The organism is Haloferula helveola, assembly GCF_037076345.1.
In the GTDB taxonomy this organism is placed as follows: domain Bacteria; phylum Verrucomicrobiota; class Verrucomicrobiia; order Verrucomicrobiales; family Akkermansiaceae; genus Haloferula; species Haloferula helveola.
In genome coordinates this window covers 3,479,326-3,496,131 of record NZ_AP024702.1, presented here as the reverse complement: position 1 = coordinate 3,496,131, position 16,806 = coordinate 3,479,326, and the positions used below count along the sequence as shown (strand labels likewise).

Below are 16,806 nucleotides of genomic sequence, written 5' to 3'. Positions count from 1 at the left end.
GCGAAGGCCTCAGGGCTGCTCTTCTTCGCCATCGCCCGCAGCAGCAGGCTCTTCCGCCTCACCGGCGGGGGCCTCTTCGGCCGCAGGCTCGCCGTCGGCAGCAGGAGAGTCTTCGTCGCCCGCAGCATCATCCGCCGCCGGCGTTTCGTTCGACTCGTCGCCCGTTCCCTCGGTGGAGGAACCTTCGGACGGAGTCGTCTCTCCCGAGGTTTCGGCCGGCATCTCCTCGTCGGTCGTCGCCGGAGTTTCCTCGGCGGTTCCGCCGTCGGTGGTGTCGGTCGCCGCCGGATCCGTCGACTCATCGGAATCCTCCGTCGTGGCCGAGCCCTCGGCAGGCATCTCCTCGGTTTCTTCGGCAGCGCCTCCGGTCGGATCAACCAGCGATCCCTCGAGGGCGTCTTCAAGCGAACCTTCCTCCTCAGTCGGAGTCTCCTCGACCACCTCTTCCTCGGCCGGTGCCTCGTCCTTGGCGAGCGTCGGCTGGCTCTCGTTCTGGCGAGCGTAGAGAATTGCCAGGGTCAGGGTGAGGACGAAGAAAAGCGTGCCGAGCCACACCGTGCCCTTCTGCAGAACGTCGGTGGTGCGCGCGCCGAACATCTGGTCGGTCATGCCGGAGCCGAAAGCGGCACCGAGACCTTCCTGCTTCGGCCGCTGCATGAGGATCAGCATGCTCATCAGGAGCGCGTCGATTACGAAGACGATCAGCAGCAGCTTGATGCTGATGTCGAGCCAGTCGATAGCGGCGAGAATCATGGGGGCGGGAAACTGTCAGAGGGTTTCCGGGATGTAAAGCGGGCTTTTGCCCTGAAAATCAGGCCGTCGCAGGGCCGGAAAAGCGGGCTCAGCGGCCCGCCCGGACGATCCGGTTCTCGGCGTCGAGGACCAGCTTCACGGGCTCGACCGGCGTCTCGCTGAGAGCGAAAGCCATGATGGTCAGCCGCTCGCCCTGCTTGATCCGGTTGGCGGCGCCGCCATTGACCAGAATCCGCCCGGTGCCCGGCTCGCCCGGCAGCACGTAGGTTTCGAGTCGGGCGGTGGTGTCGATCGAAGCCACCAGCACCTTTTCTCCGGGCCACAGGTCGGCCGCCTCCATGAGATCGCGGGGAATCTCGATGCTGCCCTCGTAATCGACGATCGAGTCGGTCACGACCGCCTTGTAGAGCTTGGACTTGAGAACCTGGCGAAGCATGGCAGGGCGGAACGAATCACCGCGCCCGAAGCGGGTCAAGCGGTAAGCCGGTCGCGACAAAGGTAGCTATATACGGGAATTCGAACCACGAAGGGACGCGAATTCACACGAATCTCGACGAGACCGACGTCCAATCAGGTGGGTCCGCCGTGCCGGAATACCCGGGAGTCGTCGAAGTACGCCGCCGCAAGGCTCCGATGGACCGGCATTTGTGTCCATTCGTGGTTCCCCAAAGAATCCAAGTGAAGATGCCCTGCGATCGCGACAGAAAGCCCCAAGGCCGGACGCAGCCACCGCGTTTGGACCCCGGTGGAGGCGAATTCATCGGCTGCAAACCCCCTGCCGGAGCGGAGAACGAGGCAATCCGAGCCCGGTTCGGCAGAGCTTCGGAGGCCTTCGTCGGACATGAACCGATTCATGACCGAGGACGGTTCGGTTTTCCTGATCTCTGCATGCCCGAGACGCGACCAAAGCGGACTTGCAGGGTTACCCCAGCCAGCGTTTCCTCCCATCCGCCCGATCCACGACGCTGCCCGCGCATGAGAAACCCGATCCTGATCCTGATTCTGGCCGCCTTGCCCGCGGTGGCCCAGCAATCGCCCGACGAGCTTGCCTTCATCCGCAAGGCGAACCAATGGATGACCTCGCTCGAGGCATCGAAACGCCGTGCCGCCTACACCTCGTGGCTGCAGATGGGGCCCGACGCGATGCCGAAGTATCGCGACGCCCTCGATAAGGCCCGCGACTTCCACGACAAGGCGATCGACACGCTGTGCCGCGGCACTCGCGGACGCAGCAACCCTTACGCCGAGCACCAGACGCTGGCCGACCAGCTCGATGCCGAACGCCAGCGGGTCATCCCGCTGATCCGCACCGACTGGAAGAAGGAGCCGAAGAAGATCGCGATGCTACGCGAGGAAATGGACGCGCTCGCCGAGCTCCACACCCGCGTCAACCGTGCCGGCCGCGCGGAAACGAAAAGCTTCGATGCCGCGATCAATGCCCACATTGACGCCATGGTCGAGATCACGCGGGAGATCGAACGATTCGAAGAGGAATCCGAAACCGCCGACCTCTCCGAAGCCGATCTGCGCGACCAGACGGTCCGAAACCACATCGAGGCCCATCATCTGGAAAAGCTCCGGAAACGCTTCAGCAAGACCCGCGAAGCCGTCACGTCCTTCGAAAAGGCCGCCGAAGCCAACAAAACCGCCGGCCCGTGGGCCAAGGGCGCCATGCAGACTTTCGCCGGCATCCTCAACGGCGAACGCGCCGTGCTCGGCCTCGGTCCGCTGCGGCTCGAGGAAAAGCTCTCCGACGCGGCCGAAGGTCACTCGAAGGACATGGTTCGGCTCGGATTCTTCGCCCATGAGTCACCCGTAAAGGACAAGAAGACGCCTTGGGACCGGGCCAGGCTCGCGGGCTTCAAGGGCAACGCCAGCGGCGAGAACATCTACATGGGCTCCGGCAATCCGCAGGCCGCCTACAACGGCTGGTTCGGCTCCGACGGCCACCGCTTCATCATGATGGCCTCCGGCCCCAACGTCCTCGGTGTCGGCATCGCCGGCAACCACTGGACGATGATGACGGGGAGGCAATGAGGAATATCCAATATCCAACAAGGAATTCTCAATTTCCAACGGGTTCGAGGCCGACCTGCATCTGACCTCGGGCACCCTCGGTGGAAGCGACCGTTTGCGGAGCCACGAATCGCCTCCACCACCGGACGCGGTGTCCTTGATCCTTCACCATTCCTTGCTGAATGTTGAATGTTCGAAGGGATCCGATCCCTGCCTACAAGGTCGGCCAAGCTTCTCCCCACTGAAGATTGATCATTCCTTGTTGGATATTGGATATTGATTTGGGCCGTTCCCTGCTTCAATCGCGGGGCCGATGACTTCCTCCACCCGCGAACAACTCCGACTCGAAGGTTTCGAACTGATCGACGAGAACCTGCGGTTTCTCATCGACTGCCTCAGCGACGCCCTCCGTTCGCTCGGCGAGACGGAACTGCTGCCCTACCTGCCATGGTCGGGATCGGTGCCGGAGGAACAGCCGCCGGAAGGCACCCAGCAGCTCTACTCGATCGGCTTCCAATTGCTCAACATGGTCGAGGAACGCGTCGCCGCCGCGATTCGCCGCGAACGCGAGAAAACGCTCGGCCCGGAATCGATCCGCGGCCTCTGGCCTCGGGCGCTGAAGGACATGTCGGGCCTCGGACTATCGCCTGAGGAAATCATCAAGGTGCTTGGCGAAGTCGATGTCCAACCGGTGCTCACCGCGCACCCGACCGAGGCCAAGCGGAGTTCGGTCCGCGAGCGACACCGCGCGCTCTACAACGAGCTCGTCCGCAACGAGTATCCGAAATACACCGAACGCGAACGCCGGCGGATCCGCGAACGCATCGTGACCTCGCTCGAAACGCTGTGGCGGACCGGAGAAATCCACCTCGTCCGGCCCGACCTGTTCCGCGAGCTGCGCGATGCCATCCACTACCTGCGCGATCTTTTCCCCGCCGCGCTCAACCGTCTCGACCTGCACTTCACCGAGGCCTGGCGCGACGCCGGCTTCCCGCTCGAGTCGCTGCGCGCCGCCGGCAACATCCCGCGGCTGTCGTTCGGCACCTGGATCGGCGGCGACCGCGATGGCCACCCGCTGGTCACGCCCGATGTCACCGCGACCGCGCTCAAGATGCTGCGCAATGCCGCGCTGCAACTGCACGCCCGCGAACTCGAGCAGCTCGCCACGCAACTGACGCTGACCCGCCAGCTCAATGAAGTGCCGGAGGCGCTCGACACCCGCATCGACGAACTTGCCTTCGTGCTCGGCGACGAGGCCGCGGCCACCGATCTCCACAACCGCTTCCAGGAAGAACCGTGGCGGCATCTTGTCGCGTTGATGGCCGCAAGGTTGCGCCGTCAGATCGACGGCCACGCCGGTTATCCGAATCCCGAAGCGCTCAGCAAGGACATCGATCTGCTTTCCGACAGCATCCGCGACAGCGGCTGCACGCTCATCGAGGAACAGTACCTGCGACCTCTCCGGCAGAAGCTCGACATCTTCGGCTTCCACCTCGCCACGCTCGATGTACGACAGAACTCGGAGTTCCACGACAACGCGATCTCGCAGCTGCTCGTGGCGGCGGGTGTGCCCGATGGCGAGAGCTACCCGAGCTGGCCCGAGGAGAAGCGTCTCGAAATGCTCAACCGCGAGCTGCAGTCGCCGCGACCCTTCCTTCACGACACCGCCAGCGCCGGCGAACAGGCCGACCTCGTCCTCGACGCCTACCGCGTGCTCGCCACGCACCGCCGCGACCACGGCCAGGGCCTCGGCGCGTTGATCGTGTCGATGACCCGCCAGCTCTCCGATCTGCTTGGTGTGTTCCTGCTCGCCCGCGAGGCCGGACTGACCGAGTCGACCCCGGACGGCCCCGTCTGCCCGCTCGAAGTTGTGCCGCTCTTTGAGACGATGGACGACCTCGAACGAGCTCCGGGCGTGCTCTCCGATTTTCTCAGCCACCCGCTGGTCAAGCGCCGCAAGTCGCCCGAGCAGCAGGTCATGCTCGGCTACTCGGACTCGAACAAGGACTGCGGCATCCTCACCGCCGGTTGGACGCTCCACCGCGCACAAGAGAACCTCAGTGCGGTCGCCAAGGAGTTCGGCATCAAGCTGCGCTACTTCCATGGCCGCGGCGGCACGATTTCCCGTGGCGCCGGCCCGACCCACTGGTTCATGGCCGCCCTGCCCCACGGATCGCTTTCCGGCGGCTTCCGCATGACCGAGCAGGGTGAAACGATCGCGCAGAAGTACGCGAACCTCGCCAACGCCACCTACCACCTCGAGCTGCTGCTCGCGGGCGCGGCCTACACCACCGCCAGCCACAGTCAGCCGGCCTCGCAACCGGATCCGGCCGACCCGCTGCTTCCCGCCCTTTCCGAAGCCAGCCAGCAAGCCTACCAGATGCTGCTGCGCACCGAGGGCTTCATCGAGTTCTACCGCGAGGTCACCCCGATCGACGCGCTGGAGAATTCCCGGATCGGATCGCGACCGGCCCGCCGGACCGGCAAGAAGGGCCACTCGATCGCCGACCTGCGCGCAATCCCGTGGGTCTTCTCGTGGACCCAGGCGCGCTTCTACCTGCCCGGCTGGTACGGCGTCGGCACCGCGCTGGAGTCACTCAAGCAGGAGAGCCCGGAGAAGTTCGACGAGCTCAAGGCCGCCCTGCCCCACTCGACATTCCTCGCCTACACCCTGACCAACGTCGAAACCAACCTGGCCTCGGCCAACCTCGACATCATGAGCGACTACGCCGGCCTCGTCGGAGACGACGCCCTGCGAACCAAGTTCATGGACATGATCGTCGCCGAGTTCGAACGCACCCGCGACCTGCTCGCCGAGCTTTTCGATGGTGAAATGCAGGGCCGCCGGCCGCGCATGGCCAAGACGCTCGAGATCCGCGAGGCACCGCTGCGCGTGCTCCACCGCCAGCAGGTCGAACTTCTCCGCCAGTGGCGCGGGTTGGTGGCCGCCGGCAAGGAAACCGACGCCGAAGTCATGTTCCCCAAGCTGCTGCTGTCGATCAACGCGATCTCCTCCGGCCTCCGCACGACCGGTTGACGTCGGATCGGGAAGCGACAGCGGACCGCGCGAGCCCACTCGCGCCCCGGAACCAAAGGCTTTCCGGGGCCGCTTGAAGCCGGTCCCCACCCAGTTCGAGATCAATACCCCCGTGCACCGGGGCGAGCTGAAGCTCGCGGTCCGTCCTTGGCTTTCCCCCTATCCACAATTCACCCTTTCCCCCGCGGCAATCCCCCGCAAACTTCCCCCCGTGAAAACCCTGCTGCTTCTGCTCGCCCTCGGCATGCCCATCCTCGCCGAGGAAAACCCCATCGCTCCCGAAACTCCCGCCGTCCTGCCCGACGTCGAGGACGGCCCGCTCAAGGAAGCGCTCGAGCTCTTCAACCAAGGCCGCCACACCGCCGGCGTCGAGGCTGCCCGAAAACTCGCCGAAGAAGGCAATGGCGACGCCCTTTTCCTCCTCGGCTACGCTTCCGAAACCGGCCAAGGCATCGAGGCATCGCGAGAGAACGCGCTCGAGTTCTACAAGCAGGCCGCCGCCAAGGATCACAAGGAGGCCACCTACCGCCGCGCGCTGATCCTCCTCAACTCGAAGGACGATGCCGAAAAGCAGACCGGTCGCGAGGCCCTCGAGACCGCCGCCAAGACCGACCCCGGCACCGCCGGTCGGATCCTCGGTGAGGCCTATCTGCGCGGCCTGCTCAGCGAAAAGCCGGACATCGACCAGGCGGTGAAGTGGTGGAGCAGCGCGAGTGAGTCCGGCGACACCGCCGCATTGCTGCTGCTCGCCCGCCTCTACAGCGGCGACTTCGGATTCCCCGAAAAGGCCGACCAGAAGAAGGCGCTCGGTCTTTTCCAGAAGGCGGCCGACAAGGAAGTGGAAGCCGCCTACCTGCCGCTCGGGTCACGCTTGCTGAACGGCGACGAGGAACTGCGCGACGAGAAGAAGGGTCGCGAGTGGCTGGCCAAGGCGATCGAGGCGAAGCAGCCGATGGCTTACCTCGCGCTCGGTGACTTCGAAGAGAACGTGAAGGAGGACAAGAAGGCCGCCTACGCCGCCTACCTCAAGGGCGCGGAAGCGGAACAACCCGACTGCATGCTCCGCCTCGCCGGGATGCTCTTCAACGGTGTCGGCGTCGAGACCGACAAGAAAGCCGCCACCGATTGGCTGGAAAAGGCCGCCGAAGCCGGCAGCGCGACCGCCCACCTCGAACTCGCCCGCCTCGCGTCATCGGTCGAGGAACCGGAACCGCTCAAGATTTACAGCCACCTCGTCGCCGCGGCCGACGGAGGAATCCCGGTTGCCCAGAACGAACTCGGCTTGCTCTACCTCTCCGGCAAGCTCGGCAAGGCTGACGCCCCGGCCGCCGCGGTCTGGCTGACCCGCGCCGCCAAGGCCGGTCTCGCTACCGCCCAGAACAATCTCGCCACACTCTACGAACGCGGCGTCGGCGTGACCGCCAACCTCAACAATGCCGGCGAACTCTACACCCTCGCCGCCAATCAGGGCCACGCCGCGGCCACCGCCGCTCTCGCCCGGATGCACGCTGCCGGCATCGGTACCGAGCCCGACCTCCCGAAAGCCTGGGCGCTGGCCTCGCTCGCCGTGGAACGCGGCGACGAGAACGCCAAGAAGCTGCTTGGCGAACTTTCCGGCAAGTTGACGCCCGAGCTCCTCGCCAAGGCCCAGAAGCAGCTCGAGGCGCTCAAGATGTCGACCCCTGCCGCGGAGGAGGAAACCCCGGCGGAACCCGAGAAACCGGAAGCCGAGGAATCCGCGCCCACGGAACCCTGACCCTTGAAAGTCCTCATCACCGCCGGCCCGACCCGCGAACCGCTCGACCCGGTCCGCTACCTGAGCAACCGGTCGTCCGGCAAGATGGGCTACGCACTGGCCGCCGCCTTCGCGGAAGCCGGACATCACGTGCTGCTGGTCTCGGGGCCCACCGATCTCGACGTGCCGCCCGGCATCGACTTCGTGCCGGTGGAAACGGCGCTCGAAATGTTCGAGGCGGTCGGGCGTCATCTGTTCCGGATGGATGCCGCCGTCTTCGCCGCGGCGGTCGCCGACTACCGCCCGGCCAGCGCGCCCGATCAGAAAATCAAGAAGTCGGGTGAGTCGATGACCATCGAACTGATCCGCAATCCCGACATCCTCGGCTCGGCACGCTCGAAAATGAACTTCACCGGCACGCTCGTCGGCTTCGCCGCGGAAACCGAAAACCTCGAGGAGCACGCGCGCGGCAAACTCGTCCGCAAGCAGTGCGACCTCATCATTGGCAACGACGTTTCAAAGCCCGGCATCGGGTTCGAGTCCGACCGCAACGAACTGCTGCTGGTTTACCCGAACCACAGCGAAGCGATCCCCGAGGACGAGAAGCATCACCTTTCCCATCGTCTCGTCCGCGAAATCGAGGTCCTCGCCGCGACACGGAAAGGGAGTGGCTCCTTGCAGGAGCCATAAGTGGGCGCGGCGGCTTTCAGCCGCGAAGATGCCTCCCGCGGTCGGAGACCGCCGCGCCCACTCATGGCGCTTGGAAAGCGCCACTCCGGGCCGATTTGCCGTTCGACATTTGTCCGTCAGGTCACAGCCTTACGCCGTGACCGTTTTTGAAAGGCCCATCAACGCCTCCCGCTGACCCGGCATGAATTCGACCGCCTCCGAGGAAACTGACCGGGAGTTCCCCTGCCGCAGGAAGGTCCCTCTGCGGTCCTGGATCTGGCAGATCTTTTTCGCCTGCCTGCCGTTTCTCTATTTCGCCATGTGGTTGAACCAGAGAACCGCCACTTACCTGACGTGCACCGTGGTCTTCTCGATCCTTGCCGTCTCCCAGTATAGGACGATGCGCAAGAAACTCGCCGAGCCGTTTCGGGTCGGAACGTTCCGCGCGGGGTTCAGAAATCACATCACGTTCAACTTCGCGGAAGTCTCCAAGATCGACGAAACCATGGATCACATGGACATCCATGCTCCCGGATTGTTCGGGATCACCCGGACCCGTCTGGTGCGCCACTCCTTCCTCCCGACCGATTGGGACGAACTGACCGACCTCGTGGTCGCGCACACCCGCGAGTGGAACCGGACCGCGAAGATCACCCGCGTTGCCGACCGCGTCGACCCCCACCCGTCCGAGAACTGAGGGAGAGCGACCCGGCCGTCATTTGCCGTTCGACATTCGTCATTCACGGCCCAGCCTTTCCCCGTGACCGATCTCGAACTCACTGTCCATGCCGCCACCGAGGCGGGAAAGCTTCTCAAACAGCACTTCGGCAGCGACGCCGCCGTCGACGAGGCCTCGCACCACGACATCAAGCTCGCCCTCGACAAGGAGTCACAAAAACTGATCGAAGGCATCCTGCTCGGCGCCCGCGATGGCGACGCGTTCTACGGTGAGGAAGGCCTGGCCGGGAATCCGGACTCGAATCGCCAGTGGATCGTCGACCCCATCGACGGCACCGTGAACTTCTACTACGGCATCCCGCACTTCTGCGTCTCGATCGCTCTCCGCGTCGATGGCGAGGTTGTCCTGGGAGTGATCCACGATCCGATCGTTGGCGAAACGTGGACCGTCGAGAAGGGCGGGCAGCCGATGCTCGACGGCCGGCCGATCTCCTGCAGCAAGCGCGAGAGACTCGAGGAGTGCGCGCTCTTCATCGGCTGCGGCAAGGACGAGGAAGCCCTCAAGATCGGACTCGAGCGCTTCCGCAAGGCATCGCTCCGCGCCCGCAAGATGCGCATGATGGGATCGGCAGCACTCGGCCTCGCCTACATCGCGAGCGGACGGCTCGACGCCTACGTCGAGTCCCGTATTTCGCTCTGGGACATCGCCGCCGGCAAGTTGCTGGTCGAAGCCGCCGGCGGAAAGGTCGACCTTGCTCCCGCCGACAAGGACGACGTCTGGGCGATCGTCGCAACCAACGGCCTGATCCCTATCGAGGAAGTGCTGTAGAACCCTTTGCCATCGAAGTGCGCGACGGCTTCCAACTGCTCCGGGGCATCCTTCCGGAGAACGAACTCGAGGATCTCCGGGAAGAGGCCGACACGATCCAGAAGGCCGCGGGAAAGCCATGTGTCAGGCGCCTGCTGGCCAAGTCGGATCGAATCCGCCGTCTTGCTCGCGACCCGCGGCTTCTCGGACTCCTTCCCGCGCCTATGACGCCGGTCCGGAGCATCCTTTTCGACAAGACATCCGAGGACAACTGGCCCGTCGCGTGGCATCAGGACCTGACCATCACGGTCTCGGGCAAGCGTGAGATCGACGGCTACGGACCTTGGTCGCGGAAGGACGAGGCGGTGCATGTCCAACCGCCGCTCGAAGTCCTGGAGCGCATGTGGACCCTGCGGATCCACCTCGACGACACCCCCTCCACCAACGGCGCCCTGCAGGTGATTCCGCGTTCGCACAGCGAGGGGAAACTCGATCGTCCGTCGATCGGGCGGTGGGCGGACAAGTCCCCTTTCGTGTGCGAGTGTTCCGCCGGGGACATCCTGCTGATGTCGCCTCTCATTCTCCACGCGTCGGCCAAGTCGACCGCACCGTCGCGCCGCCGGATCCTCCACTTCGAATACGCGGATCCGGACACGCTCGATCCCCGGCTGAGCTTCTCCGAAAGCTGAGCCGCATTGTGGCGACGACATTCGATGCGCGCCCCGACCAAGTCGGGGTTGGACGTTCGATGTTCGATGTTCCAGCCTCCGTCCATGACCGGACTCGGCTACGATATCCACCGTTTCGCGGAAGGCCGCCCGCTGATCCTCGGCGGCGTGGAAATTCCGCACTCCCACGGGCTCGACGGACATTCCGATGCCGACGTGCTTTCGCATGCGATCGCCGACGCCGTGCTCGGCGCGCTCGGTCTGCCCGACATCGGGCATTGGTTTCCGCCGGGGGATCCGTCCTGCAAGGATATCTCGTCGCTGAAAATTCTCGAGAAGGCCGCGGAGCTGATCCGCGACAAGGGCCACGAGCTGGTGAACGTCGACGCCACCCTGATCGCCGAAGCACCGAAGATTCTGCCGCACCGCGAGGCGATGCAGGCCAACATCGGCCAGGCCCTCGGACTGCCGCCCGAGCGGGTCGGCATCAAGGCCACGACCAACGAGCTGCTCGGGGCGATCGGGCGCCGCGAGGGCATCGCGGCGATGGCGGTGGCCGAGGTGAAATAGCGGCAGACCGGCCTCCCAACTTGCCAGGTAGTTCGGCTTTCCGTAGTATCCGCCCGTGGTTCCCTCCCGCCCCCCTCGTCCGTTCCTCGCAAGTTGGCTGCGCCGCACGCGCAAGCAGCTGGCGCCGAGCGGCCGCCTCAGCGAAGTCGCGCTGATCCTTTCCCAGCGCGAGGGCAACAGCGCCGACTACTGGAACGGTTGGCTGCGCCGGGTCCTTGAGGAAGAAGACCTGCTTCCGACTCTCGACCAGCTCACTGCGATCGACGCGATCCTCGCCAAGCCGAAGCCGCGGCAGGTCGCGGCCCCCGAGCTTCTGCTTTTCTGAGAAATCAGAAGATCACGCGCGTCGAAAACCATCCGGTAAGGCCGGAGTAGATCTCCCGGTCCCGCGACTCCAAGCGCTCCCATTCGAGTCCCGCGAGAACCGTCAGGCGTTTCGGGCAGATCGTCCACACGAGTCCGCCGTAGAGCGACTGCAACTCGTCGCCGCGCCCGGCGGCGAGTAACGGAATCCCCTCGTTGGCCGACAGGCCGGCCTCGCGGACATAGCGGCTGGTAAGCTGCACACCGCGCGGCGCCTCGGATCCGACGAATTGATATCGCATCACCGCCTCGAGCCGGTCCTTCACCAACTGATACGATGGCATCACGGTGAATCCGTAGAAGGCTCCACCGGTCGTATTCGACGGGCCTTCGTTCTCTCCGAAAGCGGCACTGACCCTCAATGCCCAGCACTCACCCCGCAGCCTCGCCCACGGGGTGATCACCCACTCCCACGGCGAGTACACCTCGTCACGACCGTCGACGTCCTGCACACCCCCGCCGATCGTGAACAGCGCTTCGTCGAGGCCGAGTTCCTTCGAGAAATCCATCGACCAACCACCGACCAACAGGGTGCCGTCGGTCCAGTTGCCGAACTCGCGCGAGGCATCGGTGGTGTAGAGCCCGACAAGAAACCGATGCCTCCCCAGACTCCCGCTGGTCCAGATCCCGGTGGTGCCGGTGGCTTGCCGAAAAGGCACGAGCTGGGCAGCGAACGACGAGCGCTCGACCGTCAGGATCGCATTGATCGAGGTGTCCATCTCCTCGTTGAGCTCCTTGAGCTTGCGCTTGCCGTAGCCGACCGACCACGTGTCGAGCGGCACGGCTGGCACCAGCTTCTTCAGGTCGAGTTCGGCCCACGCGAGGAACAGGCCTTGGTAGTCGAACTCCACGCCGCCTCCCTTGCGACCTTCGTCCTCGACCACGTTGGCGTGCACGGTGAAGCCGAGGCATCCCAACGCCCAGGCCTGGACCGTGGCACGCATCCGCCGCCAGTCCGATCCGCGGCCATACCAGAAGTCCGATCCGGCGGCTTCTCCGTCGACAAATGCCGAGTGGTGATGCGCGTAGGCACCGAGACGGAGCTGCTGCAACCACGGAGATTCCGGCGAGTTCACCACCACGCCGGCATCCGCGGGAATGCTCCAGCACCAATCGCCTTCGGAGCCGGAAGCGATTCCGACCGCAACGGTCAGAGCGAGCCATGGCCTCATGCGGCGATCCAAGCAGACCCCGTTCCGCAGGCGAAGCGAATGGTCAGATCCCGGCAGCGAATCGCAAAATCTGCCGGATCTTGTCGACTTTGCCCTTCCAAGGCACCTCCGGCCGAAGGATCTCCCAGCCCCGGTCCTCGGCAATCGCCGTCAGCCGCTCGGACGGATTGACCACGGTGCCCTGCTGACAGGCGAGCATCATCGGCAGGTCGGCGGTGCTATCGGTATAACCATGGCTTCCGGCCCAACCCCGCATACCGGGAGTTCCGATGATTTCCGACAAACGTCGTACTTTCTGCTCACCTTTGTGATTCGTCAGGTCGGGGAAGAGCCGCATCGGCCCGTCCTGTTCGACCACGGTGCCGAGCGCGAGGTCGAAGCCAAGGACGCGGCCGACCTCCCGGACGTAAAATTCCGGACTGGCCGATGCGAGCACAGTCAGGTGCCCCGCCGCCTTGTGAGCCTCCAGCTTTTCCACCACAGCGGCGTAGCAGCGGTCGGGCACCCACTCCGCGACCCAGCCACGCACCCACTCCTCGAGCTGCGGCCGTTCGACCCGCCACAGGTAGCTCAGGAAAACCCGCTTCAGACCTTCATCACCGAGGATCTTGTAAAGCGGGGCGAAAAGCGCGAACAGAGCCAGATACGACCGGCGCAGCGGCTCGCGCTTGAGCACGCAGTTGGCGAATATCACCTGCGTATCCCACGGGATCAGCGTCCCGTCGAAGTCGAACAGGGCCAGGCCACGCTGAAACTTTTCGCGATTTTCCTCGGTCACCGCCGCAGGCTTTCAGCCGGGCGCGGACGGGTCAAATCCGGAGAGCGGCTCACTCGCGGACCCTCACCGGAACCGGATCGTCGGCCAGGTTCTGAACCTTCACGTCGACATCTCCGGTGACCGGCACCCCGCCGGGGATCGCCACCATCGGCGCGCGCTCCTCGCTCTCGGTCATGCCATACGGAACTTCCCCGCCCTTTTCCCGGAGGTAATCCTCAACGGTCGGCCACGAGGCCATCCGCAGGTCGATCCGGATCAGGAATACCAGAATCGCCACCCCGACTCCGAGCAGCGCGATTCGCAGTGCGTTGTCGACCGAGGCCGATTTGCTCCAAGGCAGACGCGTCCAGCGAACATCCGTCTCAACAATGTCTTCAGGCCGGATCGTCGCCGGCGGTACATCGCCGGAAACCATCGGCACCTGGATCAGCTTCTTGCAGTGGGGACAGTTGGCCTCTTTCCCGATGTAGCGGGCTTCCACCTCGATGCCTTGCGCACACTCCGGACAGTCGAATCTCATGGGACGCCACCTAGGTAGCGGACAATCCATGGCCACGCAAGCCGACCTCGAAGTGCAACCCTTGGGATAGGAATCGAAAACGGACCGCGAGCTTCAGCTCGCCCCGGAAGTCAGGGAATGCGCCCCAAAACTCGGGGTCCGCACGCAGGTCAACCCATGAAGCCCAGTTTCGAGTAATCCGCCTTCAGCACGGGCTGCGACTTGGTCCGCAGCCAGTCCTCGAGCACCGTCGCGTAGACCGATCGGAAATCGACGTTGAACTTCAGGTCGCCGCGGTCGAGATCGGTCAAACTCGGGTGCTCACCGTAGATGCCCCCCTTCACCGGTGCTCCGGCGACGAACAGGCAAGACGCCTGGCCGTGGTCGGTTCCCTGGCTGGCATTCTGGCCGACGCGGCGCCCAAACTCGGAGAAGGTCATCACGGTCACCCGGTCGGCGTTCCCCTGCGCCTTGAGATCGGCGAAGAACGACTTCAGCGCGCCGTCGAGTTGCCCCAGCAAGCGGTCGTGCGAGTTCGCCTGGCGGTTGTGGGTGTCGAAGCCGCCGTGACTCACGTAGTAAACCCGCGTCGGCATCCGGCCGGCGATCATCCGCGAGACCATGTTAAGGCTGCGCGCGATCGGCGTCCCGTCATACTGCACCTTCGAGCGGTGCTTCGAGGCGATCTCGAGGATCTTCTTCGAGGACACCCGGGCGTCCATCGCGACGCGTTCGAGGAACGCGAGGTTCGACTCGCCAGCCACGCCACCGACCTTGCCCACCGAGGGCTCGGCGATGGAAGCGCCGTCAACCGCGGCATCGGGCGAGTTGAGGGATTCAAAAAACTGCTCGGCCTGCGCCTTCTCGCCGCCACCGTGGATCCACCGGTAAAGCTCCGGCGAACTCAGGCAGACTCCGGGATTCCTCATCGCGCCAAACGACTCCGGCTGGGTCTTGTTGAGCGAGATCCCGACCGTCGGATCCGACCCCGGGCAGGCATTGTCGAAGTAGCGACCGATCCACCCGGTGTTCGAGCGCGCCTGCGGATCCGCGGTTTCCCAAACCGAGGTAGAAACGAAGTGGGAGCGGTTCGGATTCGGATAGCCGACCCCCTGGACCACCGCGAGATCACCTTCCTTGAACATCCTGCCGAGCGTCGGCATCGAGTTGTTCAGCCCGATGCCATCCGCGAGCCTGATCAGGTCCTTCCCCTTCTTGCCGATCTGCGGGCGCGCCTTGTGATAGGCGTCGTCCTCGAAGGGCACCACGGTATTCAGTCCGTCGTTTCCGCCGGCGAGCTGAAGTACGACGAGAATCGTATCATCCTTGCCCGTCACCGCCTGGGTCGCCAGGTCCTTCGCTCCCGCGTGCAGGTCGGCGAAGGTCCGCTCGACAAAAAGCGGCACCGTCCAAACCGACGAAGCACCGAGCATCGTCGACCGCAGGAATTCACGTCTTGTCTTCATGATCTTTTGGAATGGGATCTCAGGTTCGGGAAATCAGCAGAGCTGGTAGCGCGGCGTGCTCATCATGAGGTGGCAGAGCTCGGCAACCTCGTGGTTGGTGAAAACCACGCCCTGCTTCGATTTGGCGTAATCGACAAACGCCCCGCGCTGCTTGTCGCCGGGATCGCTCTGGAAGAAACGGGCGATGAGCGAGCCCACCAGCTTCTCGGGATCCTTCCGCAACTCGCGTGGCGCCAGCTTCTCGTAGTCCGGCCCCTTCCAGTCGCGCATGTTGCGACCGACCAGCCGCGCGACGACTTTCATTCCCGGACCGCCACCTTCGGCCATCTGGTCCATCATGTTCTCCCCGCCGCCCTCGGTGCCCGGCGCATCCACCGCACCTTGGGTGATCACACCGGCGATATTGTAGCGGCTGAGAAGAGTGTTGGTGTTGATCCACGCACGACCCCAGTCCCAGCCGGCCACATTCGGCGGCACGAAAAGCACCTGCCCGAGCTCCCGCTGCGCGAGCTGCTCGTAGCCGCCCGGAAGATCGGGGACCTCGAGTTCCTTGCACATCTGCACGAGGAACTGGATCGGGCTCTTGATCTGGTTGCGGATCACCGTGCTGTCGTAGAAGGCCCGGGACAGGAAGATCTCGCGGAGCAGCGGCTTGAGTTGAAATCCGGATGCCCGGAAGCCTTCGGCGAGTTCCTCGACCACCGCCTTCGGCGGCTCGTCCTCGACGAAGAACATCCACAGCTTACTGGGCAGGTACTCGGCCGCGGCCTGCTGCTCGAAGAGGATGTCAACGACCTGGTCGCCATCGAACTTGCCGGTCTTGCCAAGCACGGTCTTTGATCCGGAGTCCCACTGGAACTTCACGTGGCTCACCTTCCCGTTGAACCGGTTCACGGTGTAGCCGGTGAATGCCCGCGCCGCCTCCTTGATGTCCTTCTCGGTGTAGTTGCCCTCGCCGAGGGTGAAGAGCTCCATCACCTCGCGGGCGAAATTCTCGTTCGGCTTGCCCTTCTTCGACGTCTGCGTGTCGAGGTAGAGCATCATCGCCGGATCCCGGACGATCTCGTGGGTGAGCTTGCGGAAGTCGCCAAGCGCGTATTCCCGAAGCAGCTCGTTCTGGCGCATCATCAACGCCGGCTGACGAACCTTCTGCGACGAGGTCGCGAAGTGGTCATGGAGAAACAGGACCATCTTTTCGCGCAGCGGAGCGCGGGTCCTCATCATCCGGTCAAACCACCATGCGGAGGCCGTCATCAACCGTTGGCGCGCCGTCCTTTGTGCCTCCTGGCGGGCCATCCGCTGCGCTCGCTCGCGCTCCGCAGCCGTCATCGAGCGACCTTCCGTCCGGGACTCGCGCATCTCTTCGAGACGTTCCCGCTGCTCCTCGGCCAGCCGCGCCGGATTGTACCACGACGGCAGCGGGATCGCGTCCTGCGGTTCGTCCGGATCGAGCAGGCTGTCCACCGCCGCCTCGCGCCCCATCGCGTGGATCCGCGCGATCTGGTCGGGTGATCCGCCGAATCCGGCCCGGCGGACGAGGTGCGCCGCTTCCTCGACCGTCCACTCGTTCTTCGCTTTGGGGAGCATGTCCTTG

16 protein-coding genes are annotated in these 16,806 nt (G+C 64.5%); 9 read left to right on the top strand and 7 right to left on the bottom strand.

Annotation, left to right across the window (positions count from 1 at the left end; all coding sequences use genetic code 11):
• Positions 1-9: 9 nt before the first annotated feature.
• Positions 10-753, bottom strand: coding sequence for a preprotein translocase subunit SecG (gene secG / locus HAHE_RS13150; RefSeq protein ID WP_338685063.1), 744 nt, complete (start codon positions 751-753; stop codon positions 10-12).
• A gap of 88 nt (positions 754-841) precedes the next feature.
• Entirely contained in the window at positions 842-1,189 is a 348-nt protein-coding gene (locus tag HAHE_RS13145) for an aspartate 1-decarboxylase (protein WP_338685062.1), read from the bottom strand.
• 539 nt (positions 1,190-1,728) lie between these two features.
• On the opposite strand from HAHE_RS13145, the gene HAHE_RS13140 reads away from it, so the two are divergent.
• The 9 genes from HAHE_RS13140 to HAHE_RS13100 all read left to right on the top strand — a co-directional run bounded on the left by HAHE_RS13140 (position 1,729) and on the right by HAHE_RS13100 (position 11,259).
• Complete coding sequence (locus tag HAHE_RS13140) at positions 1,729-2,790, top strand: CAP domain-containing protein (RefSeq protein ID WP_338685061.1); 1,062 nt, start codon at positions 1,729-1,731, stop codon at positions 2,788-2,790.
• A 292-nt stretch (positions 2,791-3,082) separates the two neighbouring features.
• Positions 3,083-5,806, top strand: coding sequence for a phosphoenolpyruvate carboxylase (locus HAHE_RS13135; RefSeq protein ID WP_338685059.1), 2,724 nt, complete (start codon positions 3,083-3,085; stop codon positions 5,804-5,806).
• A 211-nt stretch (positions 5,807-6,017) separates the two neighbouring features.
• Entirely contained in the window at positions 6,018-7,562 is a 1,545-nt protein-coding gene (locus tag HAHE_RS13130; RefSeq protein WP_338685057.1) for a hypothetical protein, read from the top strand.
• 3 nt (positions 7,563-7,565) lie between these two features.
• Positions 7,566-8,231 (top strand): phosphopantothenoylcysteine decarboxylase, encoded by a 666-nt coding sequence (locus tag HAHE_RS13125; RefSeq protein WP_338685055.1) that lies wholly within the window; start codon positions 7,566-7,568, stop codon positions 8,229-8,231.
• A gap of 181 nt (positions 8,232-8,412) precedes the next feature.
• Positions 8,413-8,907 (top strand): hypothetical protein, encoded by a 495-nt coding sequence (locus tag HAHE_RS13120; protein WP_338685054.1) that lies wholly within the window; start codon positions 8,413-8,415, stop codon positions 8,905-8,907.
• A gap of 63 nt (positions 8,908-8,970) precedes the next feature.
• Positions 8,971-9,717 carry an inositol monophosphatase family protein gene (locus tag HAHE_RS13115; RefSeq protein ID WP_338685053.1) on the top strand — a complete coding sequence of 249 codons (747 nt, stop codon included), beginning with the start codon at positions 8,971-8,973 and terminating at the stop codon, positions 9,715-9,717.
• A 17-nt stretch (positions 9,718-9,734) separates the two neighbouring features.
• Positions 9,735-10,385: a phytanoyl-CoA dioxygenase family protein gene (locus HAHE_RS13110; protein ID WP_338685051.1), complete on the top strand. Its 651-nt coding sequence runs from the start codon at positions 9,735-9,737 to the stop codon at positions 10,383-10,385.
• Positions 10,386-10,451: 66 nt separating this feature from the next.
• Positions 10,452-10,934, top strand: coding sequence for a 2-C-methyl-D-erythritol 2,4-cyclodiphosphate synthase (ispF, locus tag HAHE_RS13105; protein WP_338685050.1), 483 nt, complete (start codon positions 10,452-10,454; stop codon positions 10,932-10,934).
• Between the two features lie 55 nt (positions 10,935-10,989).
• Entirely contained in the window at positions 10,990-11,259 is a 270-nt protein-coding gene (locus tag HAHE_RS13100) for a hypothetical protein (protein WP_338685049.1), read from the top strand.
• Between the two features lie 4 nt (positions 11,260-11,263).
• Here the strand turns inward: HAHE_RS13100 and HAHE_RS13095 are convergent, their stop codons facing one another.
• The 5 genes from HAHE_RS13095 to HAHE_RS13075 form a co-directional block, all read right to left on the bottom strand.
• On the bottom strand, positions 11,264-12,469 hold the full coding sequence (locus tag HAHE_RS13095) for a hypothetical protein (RefSeq protein WP_338685048.1): 1,206 nt from the start codon (positions 12,467-12,469) through the stop codon (positions 11,264-11,266).
• 43 nt (positions 12,470-12,512) lie between these two features.
• On the bottom strand, positions 12,513-13,247 hold the full coding sequence (locus HAHE_RS13090; protein WP_338685046.1) for an HAD-IB family hydrolase: 735 nt from the start codon (positions 13,245-13,247) through the stop codon (positions 12,513-12,515).
• 49 nt (positions 13,248-13,296) lie between these two features.
• A complete protein-coding gene (locus HAHE_RS13085; protein WP_338685045.1) occupies positions 13,297-13,767 on the bottom strand; it encodes a hypothetical protein in 471 nt (156 codons plus the stop codon).
• A gap of 149 nt (positions 13,768-13,916) precedes the next feature.
• Positions 13,917-15,212 carry a DUF1501 domain-containing protein gene (locus HAHE_RS13080; RefSeq protein WP_338685043.1) on the bottom strand — a complete coding sequence of 432 codons (1,296 nt, stop codon included), beginning with the start codon at positions 15,210-15,212 and terminating at the stop codon, positions 13,917-13,919.
• Positions 15,213-15,245: 33 nt separating this feature from the next.
• Entirely contained in the window at positions 15,246-16,799 is a 1,554-nt protein-coding gene (locus HAHE_RS13075; protein WP_338685041.1) for a DUF1800 domain-containing protein, read from the bottom strand.
• Between the last annotated feature and the right edge of the window lie 7 nt (positions 16,800-16,806).

What these genes read in the sequence shown, in the direction of transcription:
- HAHE_RS13080 (WP_338685043.1), bottom strand. Translation starts at nt 15,212, where the DNA reads ATGAAGACAAGACGTGAATTCCTGCGGTCGACGATGCTCGGTGCTTCG.
- HAHE_RS13120 (WP_338685054.1), top strand. Translation starts at nt 8,413, where the DNA reads ATGAATTCGACCGCCTCCGAGGAAACTGACCGGGAGTTCCCCTGCCGC.
- HAHE_RS13145 (WP_338685062.1), bottom strand. Translation starts at nt 1,189, where the DNA reads ATGCTTCGCCAGGTTCTCAAGTCCAAGCTCTACAAGGCGGTCGTGACC.
- HAHE_RS13085 (WP_338685045.1), bottom strand. Translation starts at nt 13,767, where the DNA reads ATGAGATTCGACTGTCCGGAGTGTGCGCAAGGCATCGAGGTGGAAGCC.
- HAHE_RS13075 (WP_338685041.1), bottom strand. Translation starts at nt 16,799, where the DNA reads ATGCTCCCCAAAGCGAAGAACGAGTGGACGGTCGAGGAAGCGGCGCAC.
- secG (WP_338685063.1), bottom strand. Translation starts at nt 753, where the DNA reads ATGATTCTCGCCGCTATCGACTGGCTCGACATCAGCATCAAGCTGCTG.
- HAHE_RS13135 (WP_338685059.1), top strand. Translation starts at nt 3,083, where the DNA reads ATGACTTCCTCCACCCGCGAACAACTCCGACTCGAAGGTTTCGAACTG.
- HAHE_RS13140 (WP_338685061.1), top strand. Translation starts at nt 1,729, where the DNA reads ATGAGAAACCCGATCCTGATCCTGATTCTGGCCGCCTTGCCCGCGGTG.
- HAHE_RS13095 (WP_338685048.1), bottom strand. Translation starts at nt 12,469, where the DNA reads ATGAGGCCATGGCTCGCTCTGACCGTTGCGGTCGGAATCGCTTCCGGC.
- ispF (WP_338685050.1), top strand. Translation starts at nt 10,452, where the DNA reads ATGTTCCAGCCTCCGTCCATGACCGGACTCGGCTACGATATCCACCGT.